General features: G+C 41.6%; 21 protein-coding genes. 18 read left to right on the top strand and 3 right to left on the bottom strand.

Annotated elements, in window-relative coordinates; genetic code table 11:
* Positions 1 to 35 precede the first annotated feature (35 nt).
* The 3 genes from V471_RS00690 (at position 36) to V471_RS00680 (ending at position 2,114) form a co-directional block, all read left to right on the top strand.
* Positions 36 to 572: a DUF536 domain-containing protein gene (locus V471_RS00690; protein ID WP_002884601.1), complete on the top strand. Its 537-nt coding sequence runs from the start codon at positions 36 to 38 to the stop codon at positions 570 to 572.
* 48 nt (positions 573 to 620) lie between these two features.
* Positions 621 to 1,211 (top strand): 3'-5' exonuclease, encoded by a 591-nt coding sequence (locus tag V471_RS00685; protein WP_070579620.1) that lies wholly within the window; start codon positions 621 to 623, stop codon positions 1,209 to 1,211.
* Positions 1,212 to 1,385: 174 nt separating this feature from the next.
* On the top strand, positions 1,386 to 2,114 hold the full coding sequence (locus tag V471_RS00680) for a MerR family transcriptional regulator (protein ID WP_084870996.1): 729 nt from the start codon (positions 1,386 to 1,388) through the stop codon (positions 2,112 to 2,114).
* Positions 2,115 to 2,164: 50 nt separating this feature from the next.
* On the opposite strand, the gene V471_RS00675 is transcribed toward V471_RS00680, so the two are convergent.
* Positions 2,165 to 4,807, bottom strand: a complete 2,643-nt coding sequence (locus V471_RS00675) for an FtsX-like permease family protein (RefSeq protein ID WP_014632706.1) — start codon at positions 4,805 to 4,807, stop codon at positions 2,165 to 2,167.
* A gap of 14 nt (positions 4,808 to 4,821) precedes the next feature.
* The gene (locus V471_RS00670; RefSeq protein ID WP_045001504.1) at positions 4,822 to 5,523 is read right to left on the bottom strand and encodes an ABC transporter ATP-binding protein; all 702 of its coding nucleotides are present in this window, start codon (positions 5,521 to 5,523) and stop codon (positions 4,822 to 4,824) included.
* 1,090 nt (positions 5,524 to 6,613) lie between these two features.
* Here V471_RS00670 and V471_RS00665 point away from each other — a divergent pair.
* Positions 6,614 to 7,231 carry a hypothetical protein gene (locus V471_RS00665; protein WP_045769077.1) on the top strand — a complete coding sequence of 206 codons (618 nt, stop codon included), beginning with the start codon at positions 6,614 to 6,616 and terminating at the stop codon, positions 7,229 to 7,231.
* Positions 7,232 to 7,341: 110 nt separating this feature from the next.
* On the opposite strand, the gene V471_RS00660 is transcribed toward V471_RS00665, so the two are convergent.
* Positions 7,342 to 7,641: a YbaB/EbfC family nucleoid-associated protein gene (locus V471_RS00660; RefSeq protein ID WP_002884818.1), complete on the bottom strand. Its 300-nt coding sequence runs from the start codon at positions 7,639 to 7,641 to the stop codon at positions 7,342 to 7,344.
* A 301-nt stretch (positions 7,642 to 7,942) separates the two neighbouring features.
* Here V471_RS00660 and V471_RS00655 point away from each other — a divergent pair, with 301 nt between their 5' ends.
* From V471_RS00655 to V471_RS00590, 14 genes are all read left to right on the top strand, one after another.
* Positions 7,943 to 8,452: a hypothetical protein gene (locus V471_RS00655; protein ID WP_084870995.1), complete on the top strand. Its 510-nt coding sequence runs from the start codon at positions 7,943 to 7,945 to the stop codon at positions 8,450 to 8,452.
* 163 nt (positions 8,453 to 8,615) lie between these two features.
* The gene (locus V471_RS00650; protein ID WP_084870994.1) at positions 8,616 to 10,964 is read left to right on the top strand and encodes a cation-translocating P-type ATPase; all 2,349 of its coding nucleotides are present in this window, start codon (positions 8,616 to 8,618) and stop codon (positions 10,962 to 10,964) included.
* Positions 10,965 to 11,058: 94 nt separating this feature from the next.
* Positions 11,059 to 11,409 carry a PBECR3 domain-containing polyvalent protein gene (locus tag V471_RS00645; protein WP_014634923.1) on the top strand — a complete coding sequence of 117 codons (351 nt, stop codon included), beginning with the start codon at positions 11,059 to 11,061 and terminating at the stop codon, positions 11,407 to 11,409.
* A gap of 577 nt (positions 11,410 to 11,986) precedes the next feature.
* The gene (locus tag V471_RS00640; RefSeq protein WP_070850170.1) at positions 11,987 to 12,265 is read left to right on the top strand and encodes a chorismate mutase; all 279 of its coding nucleotides are present in this window, start codon (positions 11,987 to 11,989) and stop codon (positions 12,263 to 12,265) included.
* Positions 12,266 to 12,343: 78 nt separating this feature from the next.
* The gene (gene trpE, locus V471_RS00635) at positions 12,344 to 13,699 is read left to right on the top strand and encodes an anthranilate synthase component I (protein ID WP_045769080.1); all 1,356 of its coding nucleotides are present in this window, start codon (positions 12,344 to 12,346) and stop codon (positions 13,697 to 13,699) included.
* Positions 13,696 to 14,262 carry an aminodeoxychorismate/anthranilate synthase component II gene (locus tag V471_RS00630; protein WP_013991050.1) on the top strand — a complete coding sequence of 189 codons (567 nt, stop codon included), beginning with the start codon at positions 13,696 to 13,698 and terminating at the stop codon, positions 14,260 to 14,262. Before trpE ends, V471_RS00630 begins: the two co-directional genes overlap by 4 nt.
* A gap of 89 nt (positions 14,263 to 14,351) precedes the next feature.
* On the top strand, positions 14,352 to 15,356 hold the full coding sequence (gene trpD / locus V471_RS00625) for an anthranilate phosphoribosyltransferase (RefSeq protein WP_045769081.1): 1,005 nt from the start codon (positions 14,352 to 14,354) through the stop codon (positions 15,354 to 15,356).
* The gene (gene trpC / locus V471_RS00620; RefSeq protein ID WP_045769082.1) at positions 15,353 to 16,120 is read left to right on the top strand and encodes an indole-3-glycerol phosphate synthase TrpC; all 768 of its coding nucleotides are present in this window, start codon (positions 15,353 to 15,355) and stop codon (positions 16,118 to 16,120) included. The genes trpD and trpC overlap by 4 nt, the downstream gene beginning before the upstream one ends.
* A complete protein-coding gene (locus tag V471_RS00615) occupies positions 16,107 to 16,688 on the top strand; it encodes a phosphoribosylanthranilate isomerase (RefSeq protein WP_084870993.1) in 582 nt (193 codons plus the stop codon). Before trpC ends, V471_RS00615 begins: the two co-directional genes overlap by 14 nt.
* Positions 16,685 to 17,893: a tryptophan synthase subunit beta gene (gene trpB, locus V471_RS00610; RefSeq protein WP_084870992.1), complete on the top strand. Its 1,209-nt coding sequence runs from the start codon at positions 16,685 to 16,687 to the stop codon at positions 17,891 to 17,893. The genes V471_RS00615 and trpB overlap by 4 nt, the downstream gene beginning before the upstream one ends.
* A 3-nt stretch (positions 17,894 to 17,896) precedes the next feature.
* Positions 17,897 to 18,679 (top strand): tryptophan synthase subunit alpha, encoded by a 783-nt coding sequence (gene trpA, locus V471_RS00605; protein ID WP_084870991.1) that lies wholly within the window; start codon positions 17,897 to 17,899, stop codon positions 18,677 to 18,679.
* A gap of 757 nt (positions 18,680 to 19,436) precedes the next feature.
* The gene (locus tag V471_RS00600) at positions 19,437 to 20,567 is read left to right on the top strand and encodes an MFS transporter (protein ID WP_231910680.1); all 1,131 of its coding nucleotides are present in this window, start codon (positions 19,437 to 19,439) and stop codon (positions 20,565 to 20,567) included.
* A 167-nt stretch (positions 20,568 to 20,734) separates the two neighbouring features.
* Positions 20,735 to 21,166, top strand: coding sequence for a CopY/TcrY family copper transport repressor (locus V471_RS00595; RefSeq protein WP_004183215.1), 432 nt, complete (start codon positions 20,735 to 20,737; stop codon positions 21,164 to 21,166).
* Between the two features lie 3 nt (positions 21,167 to 21,169).
* Positions 21,170 to 23,398: a heavy metal translocating P-type ATPase gene (locus V471_RS00590; RefSeq protein ID WP_084870989.1), complete on the top strand. Its 2,229-nt coding sequence runs from the start codon at positions 21,170 to 21,172 to the stop codon at positions 23,396 to 23,398.
* Positions 23,399 to 23,423 lie beyond the last annotated feature (25 nt).

Here is a 23,423-nt window from a genome sequence, read left to right as displayed (position 1 = left end):
CATAGTAAGACATTTCAAGAGAAAATGAGGCTATTATGAGTATTGAAAAGACAGTCAGCGAGATTGCTGAAATCCTTGGCGTTAGTCGTCAAGCAGTCAATAATCGTGTCAAACAACTTCCAGAAGAAGATCTAGAAAAAAATGCTAAAGGGGTTACTGTCGTTAAACGCAGCGGCTTGATTAAGTTGGAGGAAATCTACAAGAAAACCATCTTTGACGATGAGCCAATCGATGAAGAAACAAAGCAACGTGAGTTGTTAGAGATTCTTGTAGACGAGAAAAACTCTGAGATTGCCCGTCTTTATGCTCAGTTGAAGGCTAAGGATGAGCAGTTGTCTAACATGGATGATCAATTGCGTGTCAAAGACGTTCAAATCGCTGAAAAGGACAAGCAAATCGATCAACAGCAACAATTGACCTTGACTGCTATGAAGGACAAGGAAGAGCTTAAACTGGAACTCGATGAGGCTAAGGTTGAGGTTGACGAAGCCAAGGCCCAAGTGGAAGAAATCCAGACCAAACAAGAAGAAGCTTCTAAAAAAGGTTTCTTTGGACGTCTATTTGGAAAATAAAAAAGAAGCTGGGACTCAGTCTCAGCTTTAACTATTATAGGAGATAAAATGGAAAATTTAGAAACTTATATTGCCTTTGATTTGGAGTTCAACACAGTGGATGGTGTTAGCCATATTATCCAAGTATCTGCCATTAAGATGGATCAGCATGAGGAAGTGGATCAGTTTGACTCTTTTGTCTATTCGGACGTTCCTTTACAGTCCTTTATCAATGGTTTGACGGGAATTACAGCGGATAAGATTGCCAAGGCACCAAAGCTAGAGTCCGTTCTGGCGGATTTTAAATCATTTGTTGGCGACACTCCACTTATCGGCTACAATGCCCTTAAGTCGGACTTGCCTATTTTGTTGGAAAATGGTTTAGACTTGGAAGAGCAATATGCTTTAGATGTTTTTGATGAGGCCTTTGACCGTCGTGCTTCGGATTTGAATGGTATTGTCAATCTCAAGCTAACCAGTGTGGCAGATTTCTTCGGAATCAAGGGACACGGGCATAACAGCTTGGAGGATGCTCGGATGACCGCTCAGATTTACGAGAAGTTTCTCGAATTAGATGAGAATGCCAAACTTTTGGAGCAACAGGAAGAAGTCAGTAACAATCCTTTTGCAGCCTTAGGTTTGGGCGGTCTTTTCGACTAAAGCTTTACAAGAACTGTAAAGGCTGTAAAGAGTGATAGCTAACTTTTTCTGTAAGAAAAGAAAATCCTCTAGGGTGATAGCTTGCATATTACCTTACGTTATAAGGTGGAATCTAGGTATCAAAGGTGGTGAAAGACCTCCTTTGATAGAAAATCTTAAAAGGAGGTGACTGAGATGTCGCAGTTTTCAACAGGAGAGTTGGCTAAAGCAGCAGAAGTGTCTGTTAGGACTGTCCAGTACTATGATCAACGAGGGATCTTGACGCCATCTGAAGTCACAGAGGGTGGTCGGAGAATCTATCACGAATCAGACTTGGAACGACTGCAAGTCATTTGTTTCTTAAGAGATTTGGATTTCTCAATCAAACAAATCCAAAAACTCTTGCAAGAGGAGAATAGGGAACAGGTTTTAGAGCTGTTGTTGACAGACCAAATCGAAAGCTTGGAAAAGTCTTCAGAGGAAATAGAGGTCAGACTAAAACGTGCCCGTCACTTGCAAAAAGCCACTGCTAAGCGGCGTCAACTTTCGTTGGAAGATTTGTCAGACATTTCACGTCTTATGGAAAATCAAAAATCATGGCGTCATTTGCAGTTGAGAATGTATGGGAGTGTCATTCTAACCTCCCTTCTTTATCTGATGGGCCTACTGGTTGTCATTTATTATTTTAAGGATCCCAGAGGTTTGTTTGTTGTCTGTCCGACATTTTTAATAGCCATAAATCTATTGGTATATCATTATAGAAAGCAGGTTGAATACCTCTGTCCTAATTGTCATAGGATCTTTGATCCAAGTTTTAAAGAATTTGCCATTGCTGGACATACACCAAGGACTCGTAAGCTGACTTGTCCTCATTGTCATGTGAAAACCTACTGTCTGGAGTTGGCTAAGACTAAAACAAAATAGGTTATCGAACATAAAAAACGCTTGAGAATTACTTCTCAGGCGTTTTTAGCTTATTCAACTGAGCTTAGGGCTTCAAGCATATTAAGTTTGGCAAGACGTTTGTTGATGACGAAGCCAAGGATAATAAGGATTATGCCGATAAGGACAGCTGGTAAAAGGTAGGTAGCCAATCCGAGAGATGGATCAAACATGATACGATCTGGAGGAATGATGCTTACCATATAATGGTGAAGTGCCTGTCCAAGACCGAACCCTACGAAGATACCGATGATTGAAAGGTAAATGGTTTCACGATAGATGTAGAGGGATACTTCGTTATTGTAGAAACCAAGAACCTTAACGGTTGAAAGCTCGTGGATACGTTCTGAAACGTTGATGTTAGTGAGGTTATGGAGAACAACCACAGCAAGGAGAATGGAAACCGTAATCAAGATACCAATAACTTGTGTCAATGAATTGACCATAGTGCTGATTTGCAGTTTAAGGTTGTTGTTTTGAACAACGCCATAAACATTAGGTAAGTTGATGAATTTGGCTGCCATATTTTCAACATTTTGCTTAGTTGGTTCAGCGAGAGTAATAAGGTTGGCATTATTCACTGAAGGTGTCCCAAAAGCTTTTTGGTAGTAGCTAGCATTCATAAAGAGGAAATGCCCCATGTACATTTCAGTGATACCAGCTATCTTAATCTTGACAGACTCATCCTGACTGTTTTGCACAGTAATGGTATCTCCAACCTTGAGGTTTAGGAGTTTTGCCATTTTTTCAGAGATAATAGCTCCGTCATTAGATAGCTTGAGAGTCTTATTACGGTCTCGGTCATGCAAGCTAACGTAACTATCAACGAGTTTATCGTCACGGTCATTAAAGACAAGGGTTGAGATTTCCTGAGTGTCCTTGTTGCTACCGGCAATTTTTTGCAAGGTTTCAAAATGGACATTCAAGTATTCTTTAACGTCTTTACTATCGAGGAGTTTGGTGAGTTCCTCATCCAAAGCACTTGACGTATTTGGTTGCTTGGCAACAATCATATCATAGTGAATGATGTCTTCAAACTGTTGCTGGTTAAGGTTAGATACAGAAGATCGAATGCCTAAACCTGCGAAGAGCAGTGCAATAGAACCTGCGACACCAAAGAGGGTCATAAACATCCGTTGCTTATAGCGGAAAATATTACGCATGGTAACTTTTTCCGTAAAGCTGAGACGTTTCCAAAGAGGTGTGATGCGTTCTAGGACAATCTTAGCTCCTGCACGAGGTGGTTTTGGAAGGAGGAGTTGGGAAGGTTTTTCCCAGAGCTCTTTCTTGGCAACCGCAAAGGCAGGTAGCACAGCAGATAAGAGACCTAAAAGGAAGGCCACAAGAGTAAGTCCTAGGTAGAAGTGCAATTCGAAAGCAGGAAGTTGCAAATCGCTCTTATAAGTGTTGTGGATTAGAAGCGGAAGTAGTGTATGACCGGTAATAACACCTGCAGTTGTACCAGTAATACTCGTTATCAAACCATAAATGACGAATTTATGGATAATTCGCGAATTACTGTAGCCTAGGGCGTTGAAAATACCAGCCTTACCACGTTCTTCTTCAACAAAGCGTCCCATGGTTACAAAGGTAACCAAAGCTGCCATAAAGTAGAGAGCGACAGGGAAGATATTACTCACATCGTGAATGATGTTAATATTACTTTCATAAGCAACATATCCCTCAGAACCCGGAATCTCTCGACGAGAGTAGAATTGATAGCTAGGCGCTGGTAAATTATCAACCATTGCTTGACTTTCTTCGAGTTCTTTTTGTTTGGCTTCAATCTTGGCAGTAGCTTCTTTGACGCTAGCAGCTTCAGCAGGGTTGCTTGTAGCCATTTGCTGGGTCTGTGCGAGTGCTGTTTCAAGCTCTTGTTTAGCTTGAGTAATTTGAGCTTGAGACTGTGACTTGATTTCAGCGAGGCGTTTCTCAGGTTCGTCTTTAAAGAGTTCTTTGAGTTCAGCCTTTCGTTCAGAAATCTTATTTGCGTATTCCTTGCTAAAAGGACTAACATTTTCCAAATCCTTGTAGCGGATGCGGGCAATCATATAATCATTAGAGGTGAAGTCCGTCTCTGGAACAATGGCATAGCCATCCAGTTTCCCCGTACCAGCGCTGGCATTACCAAGGCGGTTCCTAGAGAGAAGTTCAGAGGAATTAACAAAACCAGTAATGGTATATGTTTGTTCCTTTAACTGTTTTTGCCCTGAGCTATCTACTGGCTCAGAAAAGTTAATCTTATCTCCGACGCTATATTCTTCTTTATAAGTTGAGGAAAGAGCGATTTCCCCGTCCTTAGTAGGAAGTTTCCCCTCAATAAGGTCGTAAGTAGAGATTTTATTAGGTTTAGAGAAAATACGAAATGCCGTATTCTTCCCCTTGATGACAGCATCTTTGAAATAACCATACTCGATATCTACATTCTTCTTTTTAATCGTATTGAGAAGGTCCTGATCGGTTTGGTTGATACTGTAAGTACTGATTAAGGTCAAGTCAGCTGTTTGATGCGTCTTGAAGAAGTGTTCCCCAGTTTTTTTCATATTAGGAGAAGTTACTTTAAGACCAATCAAGGCAAAGGATCCCAGTGCCATAAGCAAGGCAATAGAGAGCATACGCCCTTTAGAAGCTACAAAGGTTCGCCAAACATCTTTCCAATAAGTTGTTTTTTTCATGACGGTGCTCCTTTCTAGTATTCCAAGTCCTCGATTTTTTGTGGATTAGGATTAAGTTCCACACTCTTAATCTTGGCATCGTGCATTCGAATGACACGATCGGCGATTGGAGCTAGAGAAGCATTATGGGTCACGATAATAACAGTTGTTTCCTGTTTGCGAGCCATTTCTTGAAGGAGGGTCAGGATTTGTTTCCCTGTTTGATAATCCAGAGCCCCCGTTGGTTCATCACAAAGAAGGATCTTTGGATTTTTGGCAACGGCGCGTGCAATGGCAACACGCTGTTGCTCCCCACCAGATAGTTGTGATGGGAAGTTGTCTAAGCGGTCTCCCAAACCGACTTCGACGAGTGTTTGAGTAGCATCTTTAGCGTTTGGAACGATTTCGGATGCTAGTTCGACGTTTTCCCTGGCCGTAAGGTTTGAAACTAAGTTGTAAAATTGGAACACAAAGCCAACGTCCTCACGACGATAGGTTGTCAGTTCTTTAGCTGTGTATTCAGAGATATCCTTACCATCAATAATGACGCGGCCTTCGTCATTGGTGTCCATACCACCCAAGATGTTAAGAACGGTTGATTTCCCGGCACCAGAGGCACCGAGAATAACGACAAGCTCCCCTTTTTCAATATCAAAGCTTACGTCGTTGTTTGCGATAATTTCCAGATCACCGGTTTTATAGCGTTTATAGCTATGCTTCATTTGAATATAAGCCATGAATTTCCCTTTCATACGAAAATAATGATGCTGATAATTACCTATCTTTCCGTACTCTATTGTAACGGATTTTCCTTGGAATATCTAGGTTTTGAAGCAAAAAAAGGTTCAAAAGACGATAAGATTTTCTTACATGTGACAGAAATTTGAGTGAAGCGTTTACACATGAGAAAAACCTATTCTAGATGAGCTTTGAGTGAGGTGAAAATTTGGTGGAATAGTTATAAAGTTAGGTTATTTTTAGTCTTTTACTGAGTGGATTTCCCATTTTTCCAAATTTCCATCATTGTCGGAGGCTTTAGGTCGGTAAATGTTTCACCATAGGGGTGTCAGAGGGAATCTACTTTTGCGTCAGAGTTGATGATGGATAAAGAGTTTTTTCATAGTTTCGAGCATGGATATATCCAGAATACCGCCATTTTTTTGCATTTGGAAGATACATTTTCTATATGGGTTAATTTATTCATGGGGAAATAGCGGCCTTTTCGTAATCATTTTTTGTGTGTTAGTTATTTTTAAAGAAGTTGTAAATACTTTAAAATTAGATATCTAAATGAGAGGTGCGCATTTTTAGAATGAGTTGTTTATTGGGATGCGTTTTATAAATACTTTTGTTGTAGCTTTCTTTGGTCTAATTGAGGGGTTTTAGTTTCTAATAGTATTTTAGGATGTTGAAAACTCCACTTCCTGAATCAAGAATTCTTTTTATAGTTGCATTTAAAGTGTTTGGACAGAATTTTGCTATCCGATAAATTTTTGGAGGAGGTAAGTCAGCAAAAGTGGTTTCTGAAGAATCTGTCTAAAAAACAAGTATTATTTCCCTAAGTACCATTTAAAGAAATTACCATTTGCATAGCGTAAAAAAGCTAATCAGATAATAGATTGTCATCAATTTTAAGACATGAAGTTGTCATTTATTTAAAATGCTTAAAAATTAAAGAAATGCTTGAAATCAAGGTTTTTGCATGCTAAGATTGTTATCTGGGTGAAGGGTTGGTCAAACAGCTCAACCAACCTTTTACCACCTACAGCAGCAAATTGGACTCGTTGTTAGCCAGTTAGAGCTAACCAAACAAATAGTGAGGGATTTATGATTAAAAACAAAGATAATGGTTTTATCGGCAAAGCAGTAATCAGCTTGATTGCTACTTTGGGGACTCTAGCTCTATTCATGGGTACCAGTGGAGCTTCAGCTGATGTCAAAGAAGCTCCAAAACTTGATTTAGATGCTAATCAAACTAAAGTTCAAACCGTTAGTGATGAGGAATTGAAGACCCATGATGGACAAGCTCAAGAGACGAAGAAGCAAGAAACACCTGGACAAAAACAGCCAGAAACTGAAGGAACTAAAGTTTCAGATGAGGAAACTCCTGACTACATCGTTATCACTGAAGTAGTGGACTCATCGGAGCATAAGCAGGACGCTAATCAAGTGGTTGATGGTGTCGCTCAAACGCTTAACCCAGACTTGTTGAATGAGATTTTAGCTCAAACTAGCGAAGTTGGAGAATACCAGATTTATGTCAAGAATGCTGATGAGCTATTAATTTCAGGACCGGTACCTATCCAAACAGCGAATGAAGATGTGAATTACCCTAATTTAGAAAGTTCATTAAATTCAGCGAGCATCTACTTAGGTCAAAAGAATCGCTATAAATTGGCCAACGAAGAAGACGCACAGTCAGGTCTTGCTTTGGTTGAAGAATAAAATTTTTATATGACTATCTTAAAAAGACTTGGATTTCTTGTCCAAGTCTTTTGTATGTTATGACTGAATTGTTAATAGAAAAAAGGAACTGCGAGATTCCTTTTCATTTTTTAGAATGGCAATTTACCGGCAAAGGCACCCATTGATTTTTTAGTCGCTTCGTCAATTTGTCCAAGAGCATCGTTAAGTGCTTGAACAGTCATATCTTGAAGTGTTTCCACATCATCAGGATCCACGACAGCATCAGCAAAAGTGATGTTGACCACTTTTTTGTCACCAGTCAATTCAGCAACAACCAAGTCTTGTGCTGATTTTCCAGTGAAGGTTGTAGCAGCCAACTCAGCTTGGCTTTTTTCCATTTGTTTCTGAAGCTTTTGAGCTTGCTTCATCATGTTCTGCATGTTCATCATAATAGTTTCTAGATTCCTTTCATATCAAGGGGTTAGCCCTTGTTTGTTAAAATTTACTGCCCACTTCTACCCAGAAATAAGTAGTATAAAAATCTTAACTATTATACCATGTTTAGCTTGATTGACAAAGTGGGGAGGAGTATTGAAGAAATTTGTAAAGACTTGATTTTTTCTTATTCATAACAAATGTTAGAGCAATTACAAATCATTAAATTGTAAGACCTATGATAAATACTGTACAATGGTTTATTGTTAATCCAGTCAAAATTCGATTGGAGATAAAAAAGAAAGAGAAGTGACAATGCAAAAAAGAAATTTTTTAGGGATTCTTGTAGGACTAGTTATAGGGCTGTATACAGTCTTGGGAATGAGTCTATTTACTTTTATTAATATAAAATTTAACTCTGTTTATTATGCTCAGCATATTCCTCATAAAGAGGGAACAGAACCGGACATCATTATGCTGATGGAGAATATGGGTTGGGCCTATACACCGGAAATAGATGGTATTAGCTATGATGATGACGGATCGTATGCTATAACTAGAGAAAAAGGAACGAAAACGTCTGTATTAGATCTTACAGGTGATACTCTATTTTTTCATTCGGAGTCAGATGATATGTATCTTCTTAATCGTAATTTTTCTATCCAACATGCTTTTGACAAACGTTATCACAAGATTAAATATAATCAACGAAAAGTCCTAAAAGAAATTAGAGAAACCGTCCAACCAGTGATTGATGAGCAACCAAAACCATTAATTAATCTTCAATGGTTGTTTAATTTAATTTATCAAAGTAGGTTTAATTAGAGAATAAGATAGCATAGAAGTGTTTTGTAGGAACTCTTGCCTTTGCTATTTGAAAGTAGTTTAGGTTGAGTGAAATAGTTGGGAGAGTGGTTCGATATAATAGGTCTATTTCCTGGCTATCCATGACGGCTAACCTTTGAAAACACCTCATTTTTATGCTACTATGAAAGTTATGAAAAAACAGTTACAAGGCTTGACGCAGGTGGAGGTCAAGCGGCGGATAGATGCCGGTAAAACAAATCATTTTAAAGCAAAAACTGGCTCCAGCAACTGGGAGATTTTTAGGCGTAATGTCTTTAACTCCTTTAATATGCTCAATTTTGCTATTTTTGTGGCCTTGATTGCTGTTCAGGCTTGGTCGAATCTTTTTTTCTTCGGAATCATTGTGCTTAATGCCTTTACGGGGATGATGACAGAGTTGCGTGCCCGTCGCATGATTGATAAGCTCAATCTCATGAATAAGGATCAGATCCGTGTGGTGCGTGATGGTGAGGTGACTTCTATTGATCCTCAGGATATTGTCTTGGATGATATCATGCTCTTGTCTGCGGGTGAACAGGTGCCTAGTGATGCCGTGGTTGTTGATGGAATGGCTGAGCTCAACGAGGCTATGCTGACGGGTGAGAGTGATCTTATTCTCAAGAAGGATGGGAAGGAGTTGCTCTCGGGTTCTTACCTTGTAAGTGGTCAGGTTTATGCTAAGGTTATTAACGTAGCCGAGGACAATTACGCCAATAAACTCATGCTAGAGGCCAAGACGCATAAGCCAATCGTGTCACGTATCCTCTATAATATGGATAAGATTGCCAAGTTTACGGGCAAGATTGTGATACCGTTTGGGCTTGCGCTCTTTTTTGAGGCTTACTTGATTAAACAGCTTTCTCTTCAAGAGTCGGTAGTTACCAGTTCGACAGCCCTTCTGGGAATGTTGCCTAAGGGGATTGCCCTTTTGACAATCACCTCTCTTTTAACGGCTGTTATTAAGCTTGGAATGAAGCATATCCTGGTGCAAGAGATGTACTCTGTCGAAACCTTGGCGCGTGTCGATGTGCTTTGTTTAGATAAGACAGGGACGATTACACAAGGAAAGATGACCGTTAAGGGTCTGGAACTACTATCAGAGCGTTTTACGAAAGAGGAGTTGGAGCGCTTGCTTGCGGCCTATATGCAGCATAGCAAGGATAACAATGCAACGGCTCAGGCGATTCGAAATGCCTATGAAGGTCTGGAGCATCACTATCAGGTAGGGGATGTTATCCCATTTTCAAGTGATCGTAAATGGGGTGCTATGAGCATTGACGGGGTCGGAACTCTCTTTTTGGGAGCACCTGAGATGCTTCTTAAGGAAAACCCAAAAGCAGTCGATCAGGCGCAGGCTCGTGGTTCTCGTGTTTTGATTTTGGCATGGAGTCAGTCAGCGGTTGATACAGAGACTATGAGTTTGCCGAATGATGTTGAAGGCTTGACCTTGCTCGAAATTGCCGATCCTATTCGTGAGGATGCTGCAGAAACTTTGGAATACCTACGTTCAGAAGATGTGACGCTTAAGATTATTTCTGGTGACAATCCTGTGAGGGTTTCTCATATTGCCCACCAGGCTGGTTTTGCGGATTATCAAAGTTATATTGACTGTTCTAAGGTCAGTGATGAGGAGTTGGAGGCTTTGGCTGAAGATACGGCAATCTTTGGTCGCGTATCTCCACATCAGAAGAAGTTGTTAATCCAAACCCTTAATGCCAATGGGCATACCACAGCTATGACTGGTGACGGTGTCAACGATATCTTGGCACTACGTGAGGCGGACTGTTCGATTGTTATGGCTGAAGGGGATCCCGCTACACGTCAGATTGCCAACTTGGTGCTTATGGATTCAGAGTTTAAGGATATTCCTGAAATTCTATTTGAGGGACGTCGTGTGGTTAATAATATTGCCCACATTGCACCTATTTTCCTCATCAAAACGGTCTATTCCTTCCTTTTGGGGCTTATCTGTATTGCCAGTATTGTTTTTGGAAAGGCAGAGTACCTCTTGGTCTTCCCATTCATTCAGGTTCAGATGACATTAGCGGGGCAATTTATCGAGGGTCTTCCACCATTTATTTTGACCTTCGAACGTAATATACGACCTGTTGAGAAACATTTCCTCAGACGTTCGCTTCAGTTGTCTATTCCTAATGCCTTGATGCTGGTTATCAGTGTTCTTATTTTCCATCTATCTCAGGTCTATCTTGGTATGAGCAATACGGACATGCTGACGCTGTCTTACTATATGATGGGATCAACGGGTGTTCTTGCCGTTATTCGTGCTTGTATCCCGTTGAACAAGGGACGTGTGGCCTTGATTATTTACTCAGTCTTTGGTTTCTTAATTAGCTCTTACTATCTTCGAGATGTGATTGAAATTTCGACACTTAATAGCTACACCTTGCCAATCTATCTGGTAGCAATGGCTATCTGTATACCACTTTTCTTTTGGATTAGCTATAAACAAGGTGCTTTCCAAAAAACATAAGTCAAAACTCGAGCTTGGTAACAGGCTTGAGTTTTTTTGATACCTCAACAGTAGGAAAGATCTTGATGTGTATGAGGTATGGTACAATAGAGGCATGAAAACAGTAGGGCACTTGACGCCAAAAGTCATTAAAGCTTTTGATTTGGACTACAAGCCTGGTGAAGAAATCACGCTGTCTGCACAACGTAAGAAGCATATGGAAAAACACCGCCAGGAATTCAGTGATTTTGATGCTACCTATGAACGTATTCCAGAGATTATTGCTCATCCGGACTATATCGGTCGCCATCCTAATGGCCAGTCCTTGGAATATATCAAACGTATTGATGGTAATGTTCTGGTAGCGGTCAGATTATGTGATAAACTTAATGTCCGTACCATGTTTGTGATTAAAGATTCTAAGCTGAAAAACTATCTAAATGCTGGTAGAGCTAAGAAAATGTGATATAATATAGGTAAGAAATAACAACGAGGGCGGAAGAGGCAGCCGCCGCACCTTCGGGTCTGAAAGAGATGCAGGACTGTCACCCTGCCGTTGTTTATCAATCCAAGAAGTCCCTTTGGGGGCTTTTTTATTTTGTAAAGTGTGGTGACAAGACTATCTCACTCTCTGAATGAGGTATGGACGAATCTTATAAGGGAGGAATTGTCAAAATTAACAGAAAATTCTTGACATCTCTCTAAAAAGGAGTACAATAGTTGGTAAATCAGAAAGTAACTGGTCTTAGATTTTCAGGGAGCCTGCGGTGATTGTGAGTAGGTAATCGAGATGAGCGAACATTGGGCTGATTGGATGATAATGAGAAGGTAATACATATTCTTCTCGGTTGGCACCCCTTACCGTGCAACTCCTTGTTAGAGGAGATAGAGATGATGGTCGTTTTTTTGGAGACCATTAACTGAGGTGGTACCGTGTTAAACTAGATTTAATGCCCTCACAGAGTTTTTCTCTGTGAGGTTTTTTGTTTACTTTTATCTTTAAAGAAGTATTATTTCATTATTCAATGAAAGGTTGGGTATTTATGGATGCATTAAGCGATATTCGAATTGATATTGATAATATTGATAGACAGTTGCTTCGACTACTGGCCCAACGTCAAATACTTGTGGAAAAGGCAGGACGGCTTAAACCCAAGGGAGACAAGGTTGCTGTCCAGGCTAGTGATCGTGTTGCCCAAGTGATAGCAAACCGTCGTAAGGAGGCACTAGAGCTTGGCTTATCGCCAGATGTGGCTGAAAGTGTTTGGAGAAGCATGATTCAAGCATTTATTGCTTTGGAAGAGAAAGTGAACAAAGAATAATATGGTGCCGATACATCCTATAAAGGAGCCTTGTATCAGTCTTATTACTCTCGATAAACCAGTTTGAAAGGAAATATTATGAGAAAAATTTTACCAGCCGATACCTTAACACCAATCTTGGCTTATATGCGTGTTCAAGGGGAACACAAGGTTATCCTTGAATCTATTCCTCGTGAGAAGGAAAATGCACGTTTTTCTATTGTTGCCTACAATCCGGTCTTTGAAGTAACCTTCAAGGATGGTGTTCTTTATGAAAATGGTAAGGCGATTGATCAAGATCCTTTCGAATACTTGGACCAAGTAACAGTCAAGGGCATCAAGTCTGACCTACCTTTCGCAGGTGGTGCTATCGGGTTTGCAGGCTATGACATGATTGGTCTCTATGAAAATATCGGTGAGATTCCTGAAGATACGATTGGGACACCTGATATGCATTTCTTCATCTATGAGTCTTATTTGATTTTTGACCACAAGAAGGAAAAGGTCTATGTGGTTGAGGACAATATCTACTCTGGTCGTGACAACGATGCGGTGCGTCAAGCTCTTGGTCAGGTGGTAACCAACCTCCAGACTCAGGCGCCAAACGAGTTTACGCCTCAAGCCTTGCAAGCCTTGCAATTTTCAAATCATATCGAAAAAGAAGTCTTCATGGATATGGTGGCTAAGGCCAAGAAACTCATTCGTGAGGGAGATATGTTCCAATGTGTGCTTAGCCAACGCTTTTCAGCGGACTTTGAGGGAGATCCTTTAGATTACTACCGTAACTTGCGTGTGACCAACCCATCAAACTATCTTTATTTCTACGATTTTGGAGATTATCAGGTGATTGGTGCGAGCCCAGAGAGTTTGGTTTCAGTGAAGAATGGAGAGGTGGTAACCAATCCGATTGCTGGAACTCGCCCTCGTGGTGCCAATGAGGCGGAAGACGCGGCTTTGGCAGATGAACTCTCACATGATGTCAAAGAAACTGCGGAACACCGTATGTTGGTTGACTTGGGACGTAATGATATTGGTAAGATTGCTAAAAATGGTACGGTCAAGGTGACCAAGTATATGGAGGTTGAGTATTTCCGCTATGTGATGCACCTTACCAGTGTGGTTAAGGGACAACTCTTACCGGAATTGACAGCACTAGACGCACTAAAATCAACCCTTCCAGCTGGAACCGTATCAGGAGCACCTAAGATTCGTGCCATGCGTCGTATATATGAGCTTGAGCAGGAAAAACGTGGTATTTATGCGGGAGCTATTGGTTATCTGTCTGCGACAGGAGATATGGACTTTGCCATTGCCATCCGTACTATGATTCTCAAAAATCAAAAAGCCTATGTTCAAGCAGGTGCTGGTGTTGTTTACGATAGTGTTCCTGAAAATGAATTTTACGAAACGATTAACAAGGCGAAAGCTATGACAAGAATAGGAGATGCCCAATGATTTTATTAGTTGATAACTATGACTCTTTTACCTATAATTTGGCACAATACCTAGGGACATTTACAGAGGTAAAGGTCTTGCGTAACGATGATGAGACCCTCTATGAAGAGGCGGAAAAAGCTGACGGGCTTGTCTTTTCACCGGGTCCAGGTTGGCCAGCTGATGCGGGTAAAATGGAAGCCTTAATCAAGGATTTCGCTGGTAAAAAACCGATGATGGGAATTTGCTTGGGGCATCAAGCTATTGCGGAAACTTTTGGTGGTAAACTTGGCTTGGCTAAGAATGTCATGCATGGGAAACAAAGTAACATCACTTTTGAAACGCCATCACCTATTTTCAAGGATATCGACAATGATGTCCCAATCATGCGTTACCATTCCATCGTTGTTGACCAAATGCCAGAGGGCTTTGATGTGACAGCTATCACAACTGATGATCAAGAAATTATGGCCATTCAACATAAGGAGCTACCTATTTACGGTTTGCAATATCACCCAGAAAGCATCGGAAGTCCAGATGGACTTAAGATGGTTGAAAATTTCGTAAAAATTGTTGCAGGCTAGTTGGACAGTCTTTGGACTAGATTTTTCTACGCTCAAAATCTCTCGCGTGCATCAGAAAACATTGAACAGTTTTTAAAAGGAAAACAGATATGAAAGAAATATTCCTACAAATCTCAAACCGCCAAGACTTGTCTCAAGACCAAGTCCAAGCAGTCTTTGACCGTATTCTTAAAAATGAGGTCTCAGAAAGCCAGATTTCTGCCTTCCTTATGGGGCTTAAGACGAAGGGGGAAACAGCAGATGAAATCACAGGTATCGTGCGTGCCCTCAAATCACATGCGACTGTCTTGCCTGAGACTTTCACAGATGCTATGTGTAACTGTGGAACTGGTGGGGACCAGTCTTATAGCTTCAACATTTCGACTACTGTTTGCTTTATCCTAGCAGCAGGCGGTATTCGTATGGCCAAGGCTGGTAACCGTTCGATTTCCTCTAAATCTGGTTCGGCAGACGTTCTTGAAGCCCTTGGAATCAACGTTGCAGCATCACCAGAAACCCTATCTAAAGCACTTGACGAGGTTGGTTTGGCCTTTATCTTTGCCCAAACCATGCACCCAGCTATGCGTTTTATCGGTCCAGCTCGCCAAGCTCTTGGGATTCCAACGATTATGAACTTGGTTGGGCCACTGGCTAATCCGCTTGACCTTGAGACGCAACTCATGGGGCTCTATCGTGTGGAATTACAAGAAATTGTTGCTAATGCTATTCAACAGTTGGGACGTAAACGTGCGGTTATTATCACAGGTCCTGACAATATGGACGAAGCTGCCCTCTATGGCACCAACACCTACACCCTTTTGGAAGATGGTCACATTAGTCGGCACACTTTCACTTATGAAGATTTGGGTATGGAAAAGGTTGAGTTGTCTGACATCACAGGTGGCGATGCCAAGGAAAATGCAGAGATTCTCCTTAGTGTCTTGAAAAATGAAGCTAGTCCTTATCTTGAAACAACAGTGCTTAATGCAGGTCTCGGCTTCTTTGCCAATGGTAAGGTTGAGACTATTAAGGAAGGTGTTGAGCTTGCTCGTCAATTGATTGCGGACGGCTCAGCCCTAGAGAAACTTCGCCAACTCCAAGAGGTACAAGTATGAGTAAAGCCTTTCTTCCAACAATCTTAGAACAAAAAGAAAAAGAAGTGGCTCAGTTGGTCATGGAAGACTTGCAGCCCTTACGTCAGACCTATCGTCTTTATGATTTTCTCAAGTCAAATCAAAACAAGCTTCAAATTATTTCTGAAGTGAAAAAAGCCAGTCCAAGCATGGGTGATATTAACCTAGATGTGGATATTGTGGCTCAGGCCAAGACCTATGAGGAAAATGGGGCAGCTATGATTTCTGTTTTGACGGATGAGGTTTTCTTCAAGGGTGACATTTCCTATTTGAAAGAAATTTCGTCACAGGTGGCTATTCCAACCTTGGCTAAGGACTTCATTATTGATGAGAAACAGATTGTACGTAGTCGTAATGCGGGTGCGACAGTCATTCTCTTGATTGTAGCGGCCTTGCCAGAGGTTCGCCTCAAGGAGCTCTACGATTTTGCGACAAGCCTTGGCTTGGAAGTCTTGGTTGAAACGCATAATCTACCAGAATTGGAAGTGGCTCATCGTATTGGTGCTGAGATTATCGGTGTTAACAACCGTAATTTGGTTACTTTTGAGACAGACATCAATACCAGTCTTGAGTTATCAACGCATTTCAAGGATAAGCCTGTTTATATTTCTGAGTCGGCTATTTTTACAGGTCAGGATGCTGCCTTAGTTGCCCCATATTTTAATGGGATTCTAGTAGGAACTGCCCTTATGACGGCTGACAATGTGGCTGAAAAGGTCAAGGAGTTGCAAATTGACAAAGGTTAAAATTTGTGGACTATCGACACCAGAAGCGGTAGCAACTGCGGTTGAAGCAGGTGCTGACTACATTGGCTTTGTGTTCGCCAAGAGCAAGCGTCAAGTGAGTCTTGAACAAGCTCACGAGCTGGCTAAAGGGGTGACAGGCCAGACAAAAATCGTCGGTGTCTTTGTTTCACCCAGTCTTGAAGAACTGGAAGAAGCGATTGATCAGGTTCCCTTAGATATCGTTCAGATTCATGGAACTTTTGATGAAGCTCTGATTCCAAAGATTTCAGTACCAGTTATTCGAGCTATTCAGATTTCGGATAGCGATTCTCAAGTCAAGAGCCAGGCGGATTATCTTCTCTTTGATGCTCCCATTGCTGGTAGTGGCCAGACCTTTGACTGGCAGCTTTTGGCTGACAAGCAGATTGAGCAGGACTATTTCATCGCTGGTGGCTTGACTGTGGACAATGTGGCAGAGGCCAAGGAAACTTTTCATCCCTATGCCTTAGATGTGTCCTCAGGTGTCGAGACAGATGGTCACAAAGATTTAGACAAGATTAAAGCATTTATAGAAAGAGTGAAAGCATGACATATCAACAACCTGATGCAAAAGGATTTTACGGAAAATTCGGTGGTCAGTTCGTTCCAGAAACGCTGATGACAGCCGTTATTGAATTGGACAAGGCTTATCGTGAAGCCAAGGAAGATCCAAGTTTCCAAGTGGAATTGGATGACCTCCTCAAAAACTATGTGGGACGTGAGACACCTCTTTACCACGCCAAACGTTTGACTGACCATATTGGTGGAGCACAAATTTATCTTAAACGTGAGGATCTTAACCATACAGGTGCCCACAAGATTAACAATGCCCTTGGTCAAGTCTTGCTTGCCAAACGTATGGGCAAGAAGAAAATCATCGCCGAAACAGGTGCAGGTCAACACGGTGTTGCAACAGCGACAGCCGCAGCCCTTTTCGACATGGATTGTACAATCTATATGGGTGAAGAAGATGTTAAACGTCAGGCGCTTAACGTTTTCCGTATGGAATTGCTTGGTGCCAAGGTATTTAGCGTAACAGATGGTTCGCGAGTGCTTAAGGATGCCGTAAATGCAGCCCTTCGTGCTTGGGTTGCAGGTATCGAGGATACGCACTATATCATGGGATCTGCCCTTGGTCCTGCACCGTTCCCAGAAATTGTTCGTGACTTCCAATCTGTTATCGGTCGTGAAGCCAAACGCCAATATGCAGAGATTTCTGGCGGTAAATTGCCTGATGCTGTAATGGCTTGTATCGGTGGTGGTTCAAATGCTATCGGTATGTTCTACCCATTTGTTAATGATAAATCAGTAGCCATGTATGGTGCTGAGGCTTCAGGTTTGGGTCTTGATACTGAAAAACACGCCGCAACCTTTGCCAAAGGCCGTCCAGGTATTCTTCACGGAGCGCTTATGGATGTTCTCCAAGATGCTCATGGTCAAATCATGGAAGCCTTCTCTATCTCAGCTGGTCTGGACTACCCAGGGGTTGGTCCTGAGCACTGTTATTTCAACGAAATTGGCCGTGCGACTTACGACTCTATCACAGATGAAGAAGCTCTTGAAGGCTTCAAACTTCTGTCACGTTTGGAAGGTATTATCCCTGCTCTTGAGTCTAGTCATGCCATTGCGCTTGCGCAAAAAGTGGCAGCTAAGATGTCGCCAGACCAAAGCCTCATCGTCTGCCTCTCAGGTCGTGGGGACAAGGACGTTATGCAGGTTAAAGAACGTTTCGAAGCTGAAGCAGAAGGGAAATAAACCATGACAAAAACATTAACAAAACACCTACAAGCTATCAAAGACAGTAAACGCGGTATTTTCGTACCTTATATCATGGCTGGTGACCACGCTAAAGGTCTAGACGGACTCTTTGAGACTATCGCTCTCTTGGAAAAAAGTGGTGTCTCAGCTATTGAGGTGGGTATTCCATGGTCAGACCCTGTGGCCGATGGTCCCGTTATTGAACTAGCAGGACAACGTAGTTTGGCTAAAGATGTGACTTTAACAGCTATCATCAAGAAGCTTCAAGAACAAAAAACACAGGTACCTTTGGTTATCATGACCTACATCAATCCAGTTTATCAATATGGTATTGAAGCCTTTGTTAAGGACTTGGCAGAGACATCTGTCAAGGGGCTCATTATTCCTGATTTGCCAGATGAACACGCTGACTTTATTACCCCATATTTGAAAGACAGTGATATTGCTCTCGTGCCTTTGGTAAGCTTGACTACAGGTATTGACCGTCAGAAACAGTTGATTGATGGTGCAGAAGGCTTTATCTACGCCGTTGCCATCAATGGTGTTACTGGTAAGACTGGCAATTACCGTGATGACCTTGATAAACACTTGGCTAACTTGACAGCTCATGCAGATATTCCAGTTCTCACAGGTTTCGGTGTGTCAACAGAGGAAGACATCAAACGCTTTAACGCTGTGTCAGACGGTGTTATTGTGGGATCAAAAATTGTCCGTGACCTCCACGACGGTAAGGAAGAAGAAGTCGCTGAATTTGTTACATTCGGTTCACACTTTGAAAAATAGCAGATGCTACTCTCCAGAAATGGGGAGTATTTTTTATCAAATCATTCTTTGGAGCAATTTGATTTTCTTAGTTATCAAGCTTATAATATGGGTGGATTGTAGCGAATTAAATGTATCTCTTGTTTTTATTTTCGTCTTACTTATAGAAAGAAGGTAGACAAATGAAAGTATCATTGAGGGTAATACTAGGGGTCTGTTTCTTAATAGGAGCCTTACTCTTTTTCTATCGAGGAGAAAATCACTATGCCCTTATTTTCCTTTTAGTTGGTGTCTTGTATCTCTACAAGGGCTTGAGTTGAGAGTTAAATCTCGTAATCAGCTTTTGTATATCTCGTATCGAATGAATAAGCTTTTTTAGTGACATTTATGTCACTATTTTTTTCTTTTCGAAAACTATAGAATGATTTAATAGCTAAAAAAGAAGAGAAGGTATCAGTAAAGATGATTAATCATATTTTTTCATTCTTTGTATCACACAAGAAAGCTCTAGTAATAATCTTTATGATTATTTGTTTGGCTGTTATTTACCCTGGCATGTTTACATTTTTGTATATAGAAGGTAGGGATTTTGGACGTAGCCTTGTCAACTCAATCTTATCTTAGTAAAGTGTGACACCTCTTAGGAGGTGTTTTTCTAATGCGCTGAACTATTGAAGGCTAGTATGTTCAGTGTTACAATAAGGGCAATGAAAAAGAAAAGGTTTAGAAATCGTTAATGTTTACCAACAATTCCAGAATTATTTTCCTTAATAGGTTTTTGTCGCTGATTATCGAGTACGGTTATGCGATAGCACTGAGTATTATCTTCTCTAAAATCTCGGTGGACTATGTCTTAGGGCTATGGATTGCCAAATTCTTAGGAGGGATTCTTGCCAATGTGGGACATCAATTTGTAGGAAAAATCACAAATAAAAAATATGTTTTGATTGGTATTGAATTACTTAAGGCAGTCTGTCTTGCTTTGATCTATCTTGCCATGGGCAGTGTTTTTGTATTTGCTTTGGTGGTTCTGACTGAAGTGTTGACAACCTACTTTAACAGTTTGTTGTCCTCAGCGGTGCCTGTGCTTGTTAAAAAAGCCAACTTGCAAAAATTTAACAGTACCTATACCATGATTGGGTCAGCTTCCTATTTCTTAGCACCTATGATAGTTGGTCTCTGGGGTAGCCTTGATTTAGGGAGCTTATTTTTGGTCTACAGTGTGCTAACGCTACTAGCAACCCTCTTATTGTTTAAACTGGGACCGATTATTTTTGACCGTGAGAATGATTCAGAAGAGGAGGTTTCTTCCGGTCAAGGTAGTCCTATTTTTGGAAGGCAGAGTATCGTCCTTAAGATGGTTATGATGACTATACTCTTACAGTCAGTGGGTGTCTTATATGATGCTTATGAGGTTATCTTCCTGACCAAAGATGTCGGTATTTCTAGTCAGGCCTATTCTTTCTCTCTGTCCTTCTTAGCCATTGCCTTTCTAGCAACGAGTTCAATTCTATCTTTCAAAAGTCTCACTAAATACTCCCCTATGACCGTTTACTTGTTAGGGTCTCTTGTCTATTTGGGTTACGTTGTCGTCTTTCCATTCGTACCTAACCTACCGACTGTTTTGCTTAGCTATATCTTTTTAGCAGTTGGTCAAACTATTTCCGGAATCTCACAAAATGTTTACCTGCAGGAGAAGTTGAATCCCTTACAACTTAACAATCTTTATTTGAAAATTGAAGTCTTGAATCAGGTTTTGACAGGGATTGTTGTATTTGTCAGTGGTATGCTTATCAAGAGAGGTCTGCAGGTCACTACGATTTATTTGGGATACAGTCTTCCAGTCATTATACTCGTCTTGGGAATAATGCTTATGACTAAACTGTATCAGAAAAATCTAAAGTCATAATTTTTTGCCTAAGATAATGAAAGCGTTCCAAGGTCCTTGAAGTGGTCTTGGAAATTTTTTAAAAAATAAATCTACAAATGTAAACAAAACCCTTGACACGTTTTCACGATAGCGTTAAAATAAATCTACAAACGTAAACAAATAACAACATTCAGAAAGGAGCTATCATGCTGACAATTTCATCTGCGGAATGGGAAGTCATGCGAGTGCTCTGGGCTAAGGGGCAAGCGACTTCTTCAGAGATTATAGCGATTCTAGCTAAGAAGCTAGACTGGTCGGCTTCGACAGTTAAGACCTTGCTTGGGCGTTTGGCGGACAAGGGTTACCTAACTAGTCAGCGTCAAGGACGAGGGTTTATCTATCAAGCCAGCTTGGGTGAGGATGAAGCGAATTTTCAAGCTTTAGAGGCAGTTTTTGACAAGATTTGTTTGACCAAACACAGCGACTTGTTGGGTCAACTCATCGAGAAGACGCCGATGACACAAGCTGATGTGGACAAGTTACAGGCCTTGCTTTTAGCAAAAGAACCTGTGGATCAGGTGGTTTGTGACTGTGTGCCTGGCCAATGTGCTTGTGGGCATCATATGGAGGTGATATAGGAAATGGCAAAAGAAACCTTTGTGGTTAATGGGATGACCTGTGCATCCTGTGTAGCCAACGTTGAAAATGCTGTTAATAAGTTGGATGGTGTGGACAAGGCTGTGGTTAACCTAACCACCGAAAAAATGTCTGTAGATTATGCTGGGGATAAGGTTAGTCCAGAAACTATTGAAAAGGCTGTAGCTGACGCTGGTTATGCGGCTGAAGTCTACAACCCAGATACAGCTAAAAGTCAGGAAGAACGTGAAGAAGACAAGATTCACAAGGTGCGTGAGCGCCTCATTTGGTCATCGGTCTTCACCATTCCTCTCTTTTATCTAGCTATGGGGCCAATGGTCGGTCTACCTGTGCCAAACTTCTTGTCTCCTCATCATGCAGCTTTGACTTATGCCTTGGTGTTGCTAGTTTTGACAGTGCCCGTCATGTGGTTAGGCCGTTCTTTCTATAGTAATGGTTTTCGTACCTTGGCCAAGGGTCATCCTAACATGGATGCCTTGGTAGCCTTGGCAACGTCGGCAGCCTTTCTTTATAGTCTCTATGGTACTTACCACATTTCATTGGGGCATGCCCATCACGCCCACCAACTTTATTTTGAGTCAGTGGCTGTTATCTTGACCCTGATTACTCTAGGGAAGTACTTTGAAACCCTCTCTAAGGGTCGAACTTCAGAAGCTATTAAGAAACTTATGCACTTGTCAGCCAAGGAAGCAACTGTCCTTCGTGATGGTAAGGAAGTCAAGCTTCCTGTGGATAAGGTTGTTCTTGGTGACCATATTGTGGTCAAACCTGGGGAAAAGATAGCCGTGGATGGTCGAGTGATTTCTGGTAGCTCTGCTATTGATGAGAGTATGCTTACAGGTGAGTCACTCCCTATTGAAAAATCAGCTGGTAAACCAGTTTTTGCAGGTTCTATTAATGGTCAGGGTAGCTTGATTTATGAAGCTGAAAAGATTGGTAAGGACACCTTGCTTTCCCAAATCATCAAATTGGTTGAGGATGCCCAACAAACCAAGGCACCGATTGCTAAGATTGCCGATCAGGTGTCAGCGGTCTTTGTTCCCGTTGTCATGGCTATCGCCCTTGTTTCAGGTCTCTTCTGGTACTTTATCATGGGACAAACCTTTACCTTCGCTATGACTGTAGCAGTCAGCGTCTTGGTTATTGCTTGTCCATGTGCATTGGGACTTGCGACACCGACAGCCATCATGGTTGGTACAGGGCTTGGTGCCGAGCATGGTATTCTCTATAAGCGTGGAGATGTGCTCGAGTTAGCTCACAAGGCTGATGTTCTCGTTTTTGACAAGACAGGAACCATTACTCAGGGTAAACCTCAGCTCGCTTCTAGCTATACTTATGACAATAGCGGAGCAGCCTTGCAACTTTTGGCATCCTTGGAAGCCAAGTCCGAACACCCTTTGGGTCAAGCCATCCTTGTGGCAGCAGAAAATGCTAACTTGGACTTGTTAGAGATGGACAATTTCTTAAGTTTGACTGGACGAGGACTAACTGCAAGCTATGCAGGCAAAACTTATCTAGCTGGGAATCAAACTCTTATGGCTGAGGAAAAAGTCGACTTGACTTCAGCACAAGCTGATTTCCAAAGCTTGACAGCGGATGGTCAGACACCTATTTTCTTGGCTGAAGATGGTAAGTTAATCGGACTCTTTGGTGTAGCTGATCAGGTTAAAGCAGATAGCGCCGATATGGTGGCCGCTCTTCATCAAATGAGCAAAGAAGTCATCATGTTGACTGGTGATAATGACCAAACAGCTCAAGCCATCGCTCAAAAGGTTGGTATCAAGCGTGTTATCAGTCAAGTGCTTCCGCAAGAGAAATCTAGGGTGATTAGCGACCTTCAAGCAGAAGGAAAATCAGTCATCATGGTTGGTGATGGTATCAATGATGCCCCAGCCCTTGCGACTGCAGATATCGGTATTGCCATGGGTTCTGGGACAGATATTGCCATGGAAAGTGCCGATATGGTCCTTATGAAACCCAACCTCATGGATGTCGTTAAGGCCTTGAAAATTAGTCAGGCGACAATCACAACGATTAAAGAGAACCTCTTCTGGGCCTTTATCTACAATATCCTGTCTATCCCAGTGGCCATGGGTGTCCTCCACCTCTTTGGTGGCCCGCTTCTTGACCCAATGATAGCAGGACTGGCTATGAGCTTTAGCTCTGTCTCAGTCGTCCTCAATGCTCTGCGTCTCAAACGTCGCAAAGTCTAAGTGTCGATTGCTTATGCCCTCTATC

The organism is Streptococcus salivarius, assembly GCF_002094975.1.
In the GTDB taxonomy this organism is placed as follows: domain Bacteria; phylum Bacillota; class Bacilli; order Lactobacillales; family Streptococcaceae; genus Streptococcus; species Streptococcus salivarius_D.
Note: the sequence above shows the minus strand (reverse complement) of the source record. Positions and strands in the feature narration are given on the sequence as shown.

Excerpts from the sequence above, each read along its gene's own strand:
- V471_RS00690 (WP_002884601.1), top strand. The coding sequence starts at position 36 with ATGAGTATTGAAAAGACAGTCAGCGAGATTGCTGAAATCCTTGGCGTT.
- V471_RS00685 (WP_070579620.1), top strand. The coding sequence starts at position 621 with ATGGAAAATTTAGAAACTTATATTGCCTTTGATTTGGAGTTCAACACA.
- V471_RS00680 (WP_084870996.1), top strand. The coding sequence starts at position 1,386 with ATGTCGCAGTTTTCAACAGGAGAGTTGGCTAAAGCAGCAGAAGTGTCT.
- V471_RS00675 (WP_014632706.1), bottom strand. The coding sequence starts at position 4,807 with ATGAAAAAAACAACTTATTGGAAAGATGTTTGGCGAACCTTTGTAGCT.
- V471_RS00670 (WP_045001504.1), bottom strand. The coding sequence starts at position 5,523 with ATGGCTTATATTCAAATGAAGCATAGCTATAAACGCTATAAAACCGGT.
- V471_RS00665 (WP_045769077.1), top strand. The coding sequence starts at position 6,614 with ATGATTAAAAACAAAGATAATGGTTTTATCGGCAAAGCAGTAATCAGC.
- V471_RS00660 (WP_002884818.1), bottom strand. The coding sequence starts at position 7,641 with ATGATGAACATGCAGAACATGATGAAGCAAGCTCAAAAGCTTCAGAAA.
- V471_RS00655 (WP_084870995.1), top strand. The coding sequence starts at position 7,943 with ATGCAAAAAAGAAATTTTTTAGGGATTCTTGTAGGACTAGTTATAGGG.
- V471_RS00650 (WP_084870994.1), top strand. The coding sequence starts at position 8,616 with ATGAAAGTTATGAAAAAACAGTTACAAGGCTTGACGCAGGTGGAGGTC.
- V471_RS00645 (WP_014634923.1), top strand. The coding sequence starts at position 11,059 with ATGAAAACAGTAGGGCACTTGACGCCAAAAGTCATTAAAGCTTTTGAT.
- V471_RS00640 (WP_070850170.1), top strand. The coding sequence starts at position 11,987 with ATGGATGCATTAAGCGATATTCGAATTGATATTGATAATATTGATAGA.
- trpE (WP_045769080.1), top strand. The coding sequence starts at position 12,344 with ATGAGAAAAATTTTACCAGCCGATACCTTAACACCAATCTTGGCTTAT.
- V471_RS00630 (WP_013991050.1), top strand. The coding sequence starts at position 13,696 with ATGATTTTATTAGTTGATAACTATGACTCTTTTACCTATAATTTGGCA.
- trpD (WP_045769081.1), top strand. The coding sequence starts at position 14,352 with ATGAAAGAAATATTCCTACAAATCTCAAACCGCCAAGACTTGTCTCAA.
- trpC (WP_045769082.1), top strand. The coding sequence starts at position 15,353 with ATGAGTAAAGCCTTTCTTCCAACAATCTTAGAACAAAAAGAAAAAGAA.
- trpB (WP_084870992.1), top strand. The coding sequence starts at position 16,685 with ATGACATATCAACAACCTGATGCAAAAGGATTTTACGGAAAATTCGGT.
- trpA (WP_084870991.1), top strand. The coding sequence starts at position 17,897 with ATGACAAAAACATTAACAAAACACCTACAAGCTATCAAAGACAGTAAA.
- V471_RS00595 (WP_004183215.1), top strand. The coding sequence starts at position 20,735 with ATGCTGACAATTTCATCTGCGGAATGGGAAGTCATGCGAGTGCTCTGG.
- V471_RS00590 (WP_084870989.1), top strand. The coding sequence starts at position 21,170 with ATGGCAAAAGAAACCTTTGTGGTTAATGGGATGACCTGTGCATCCTGT.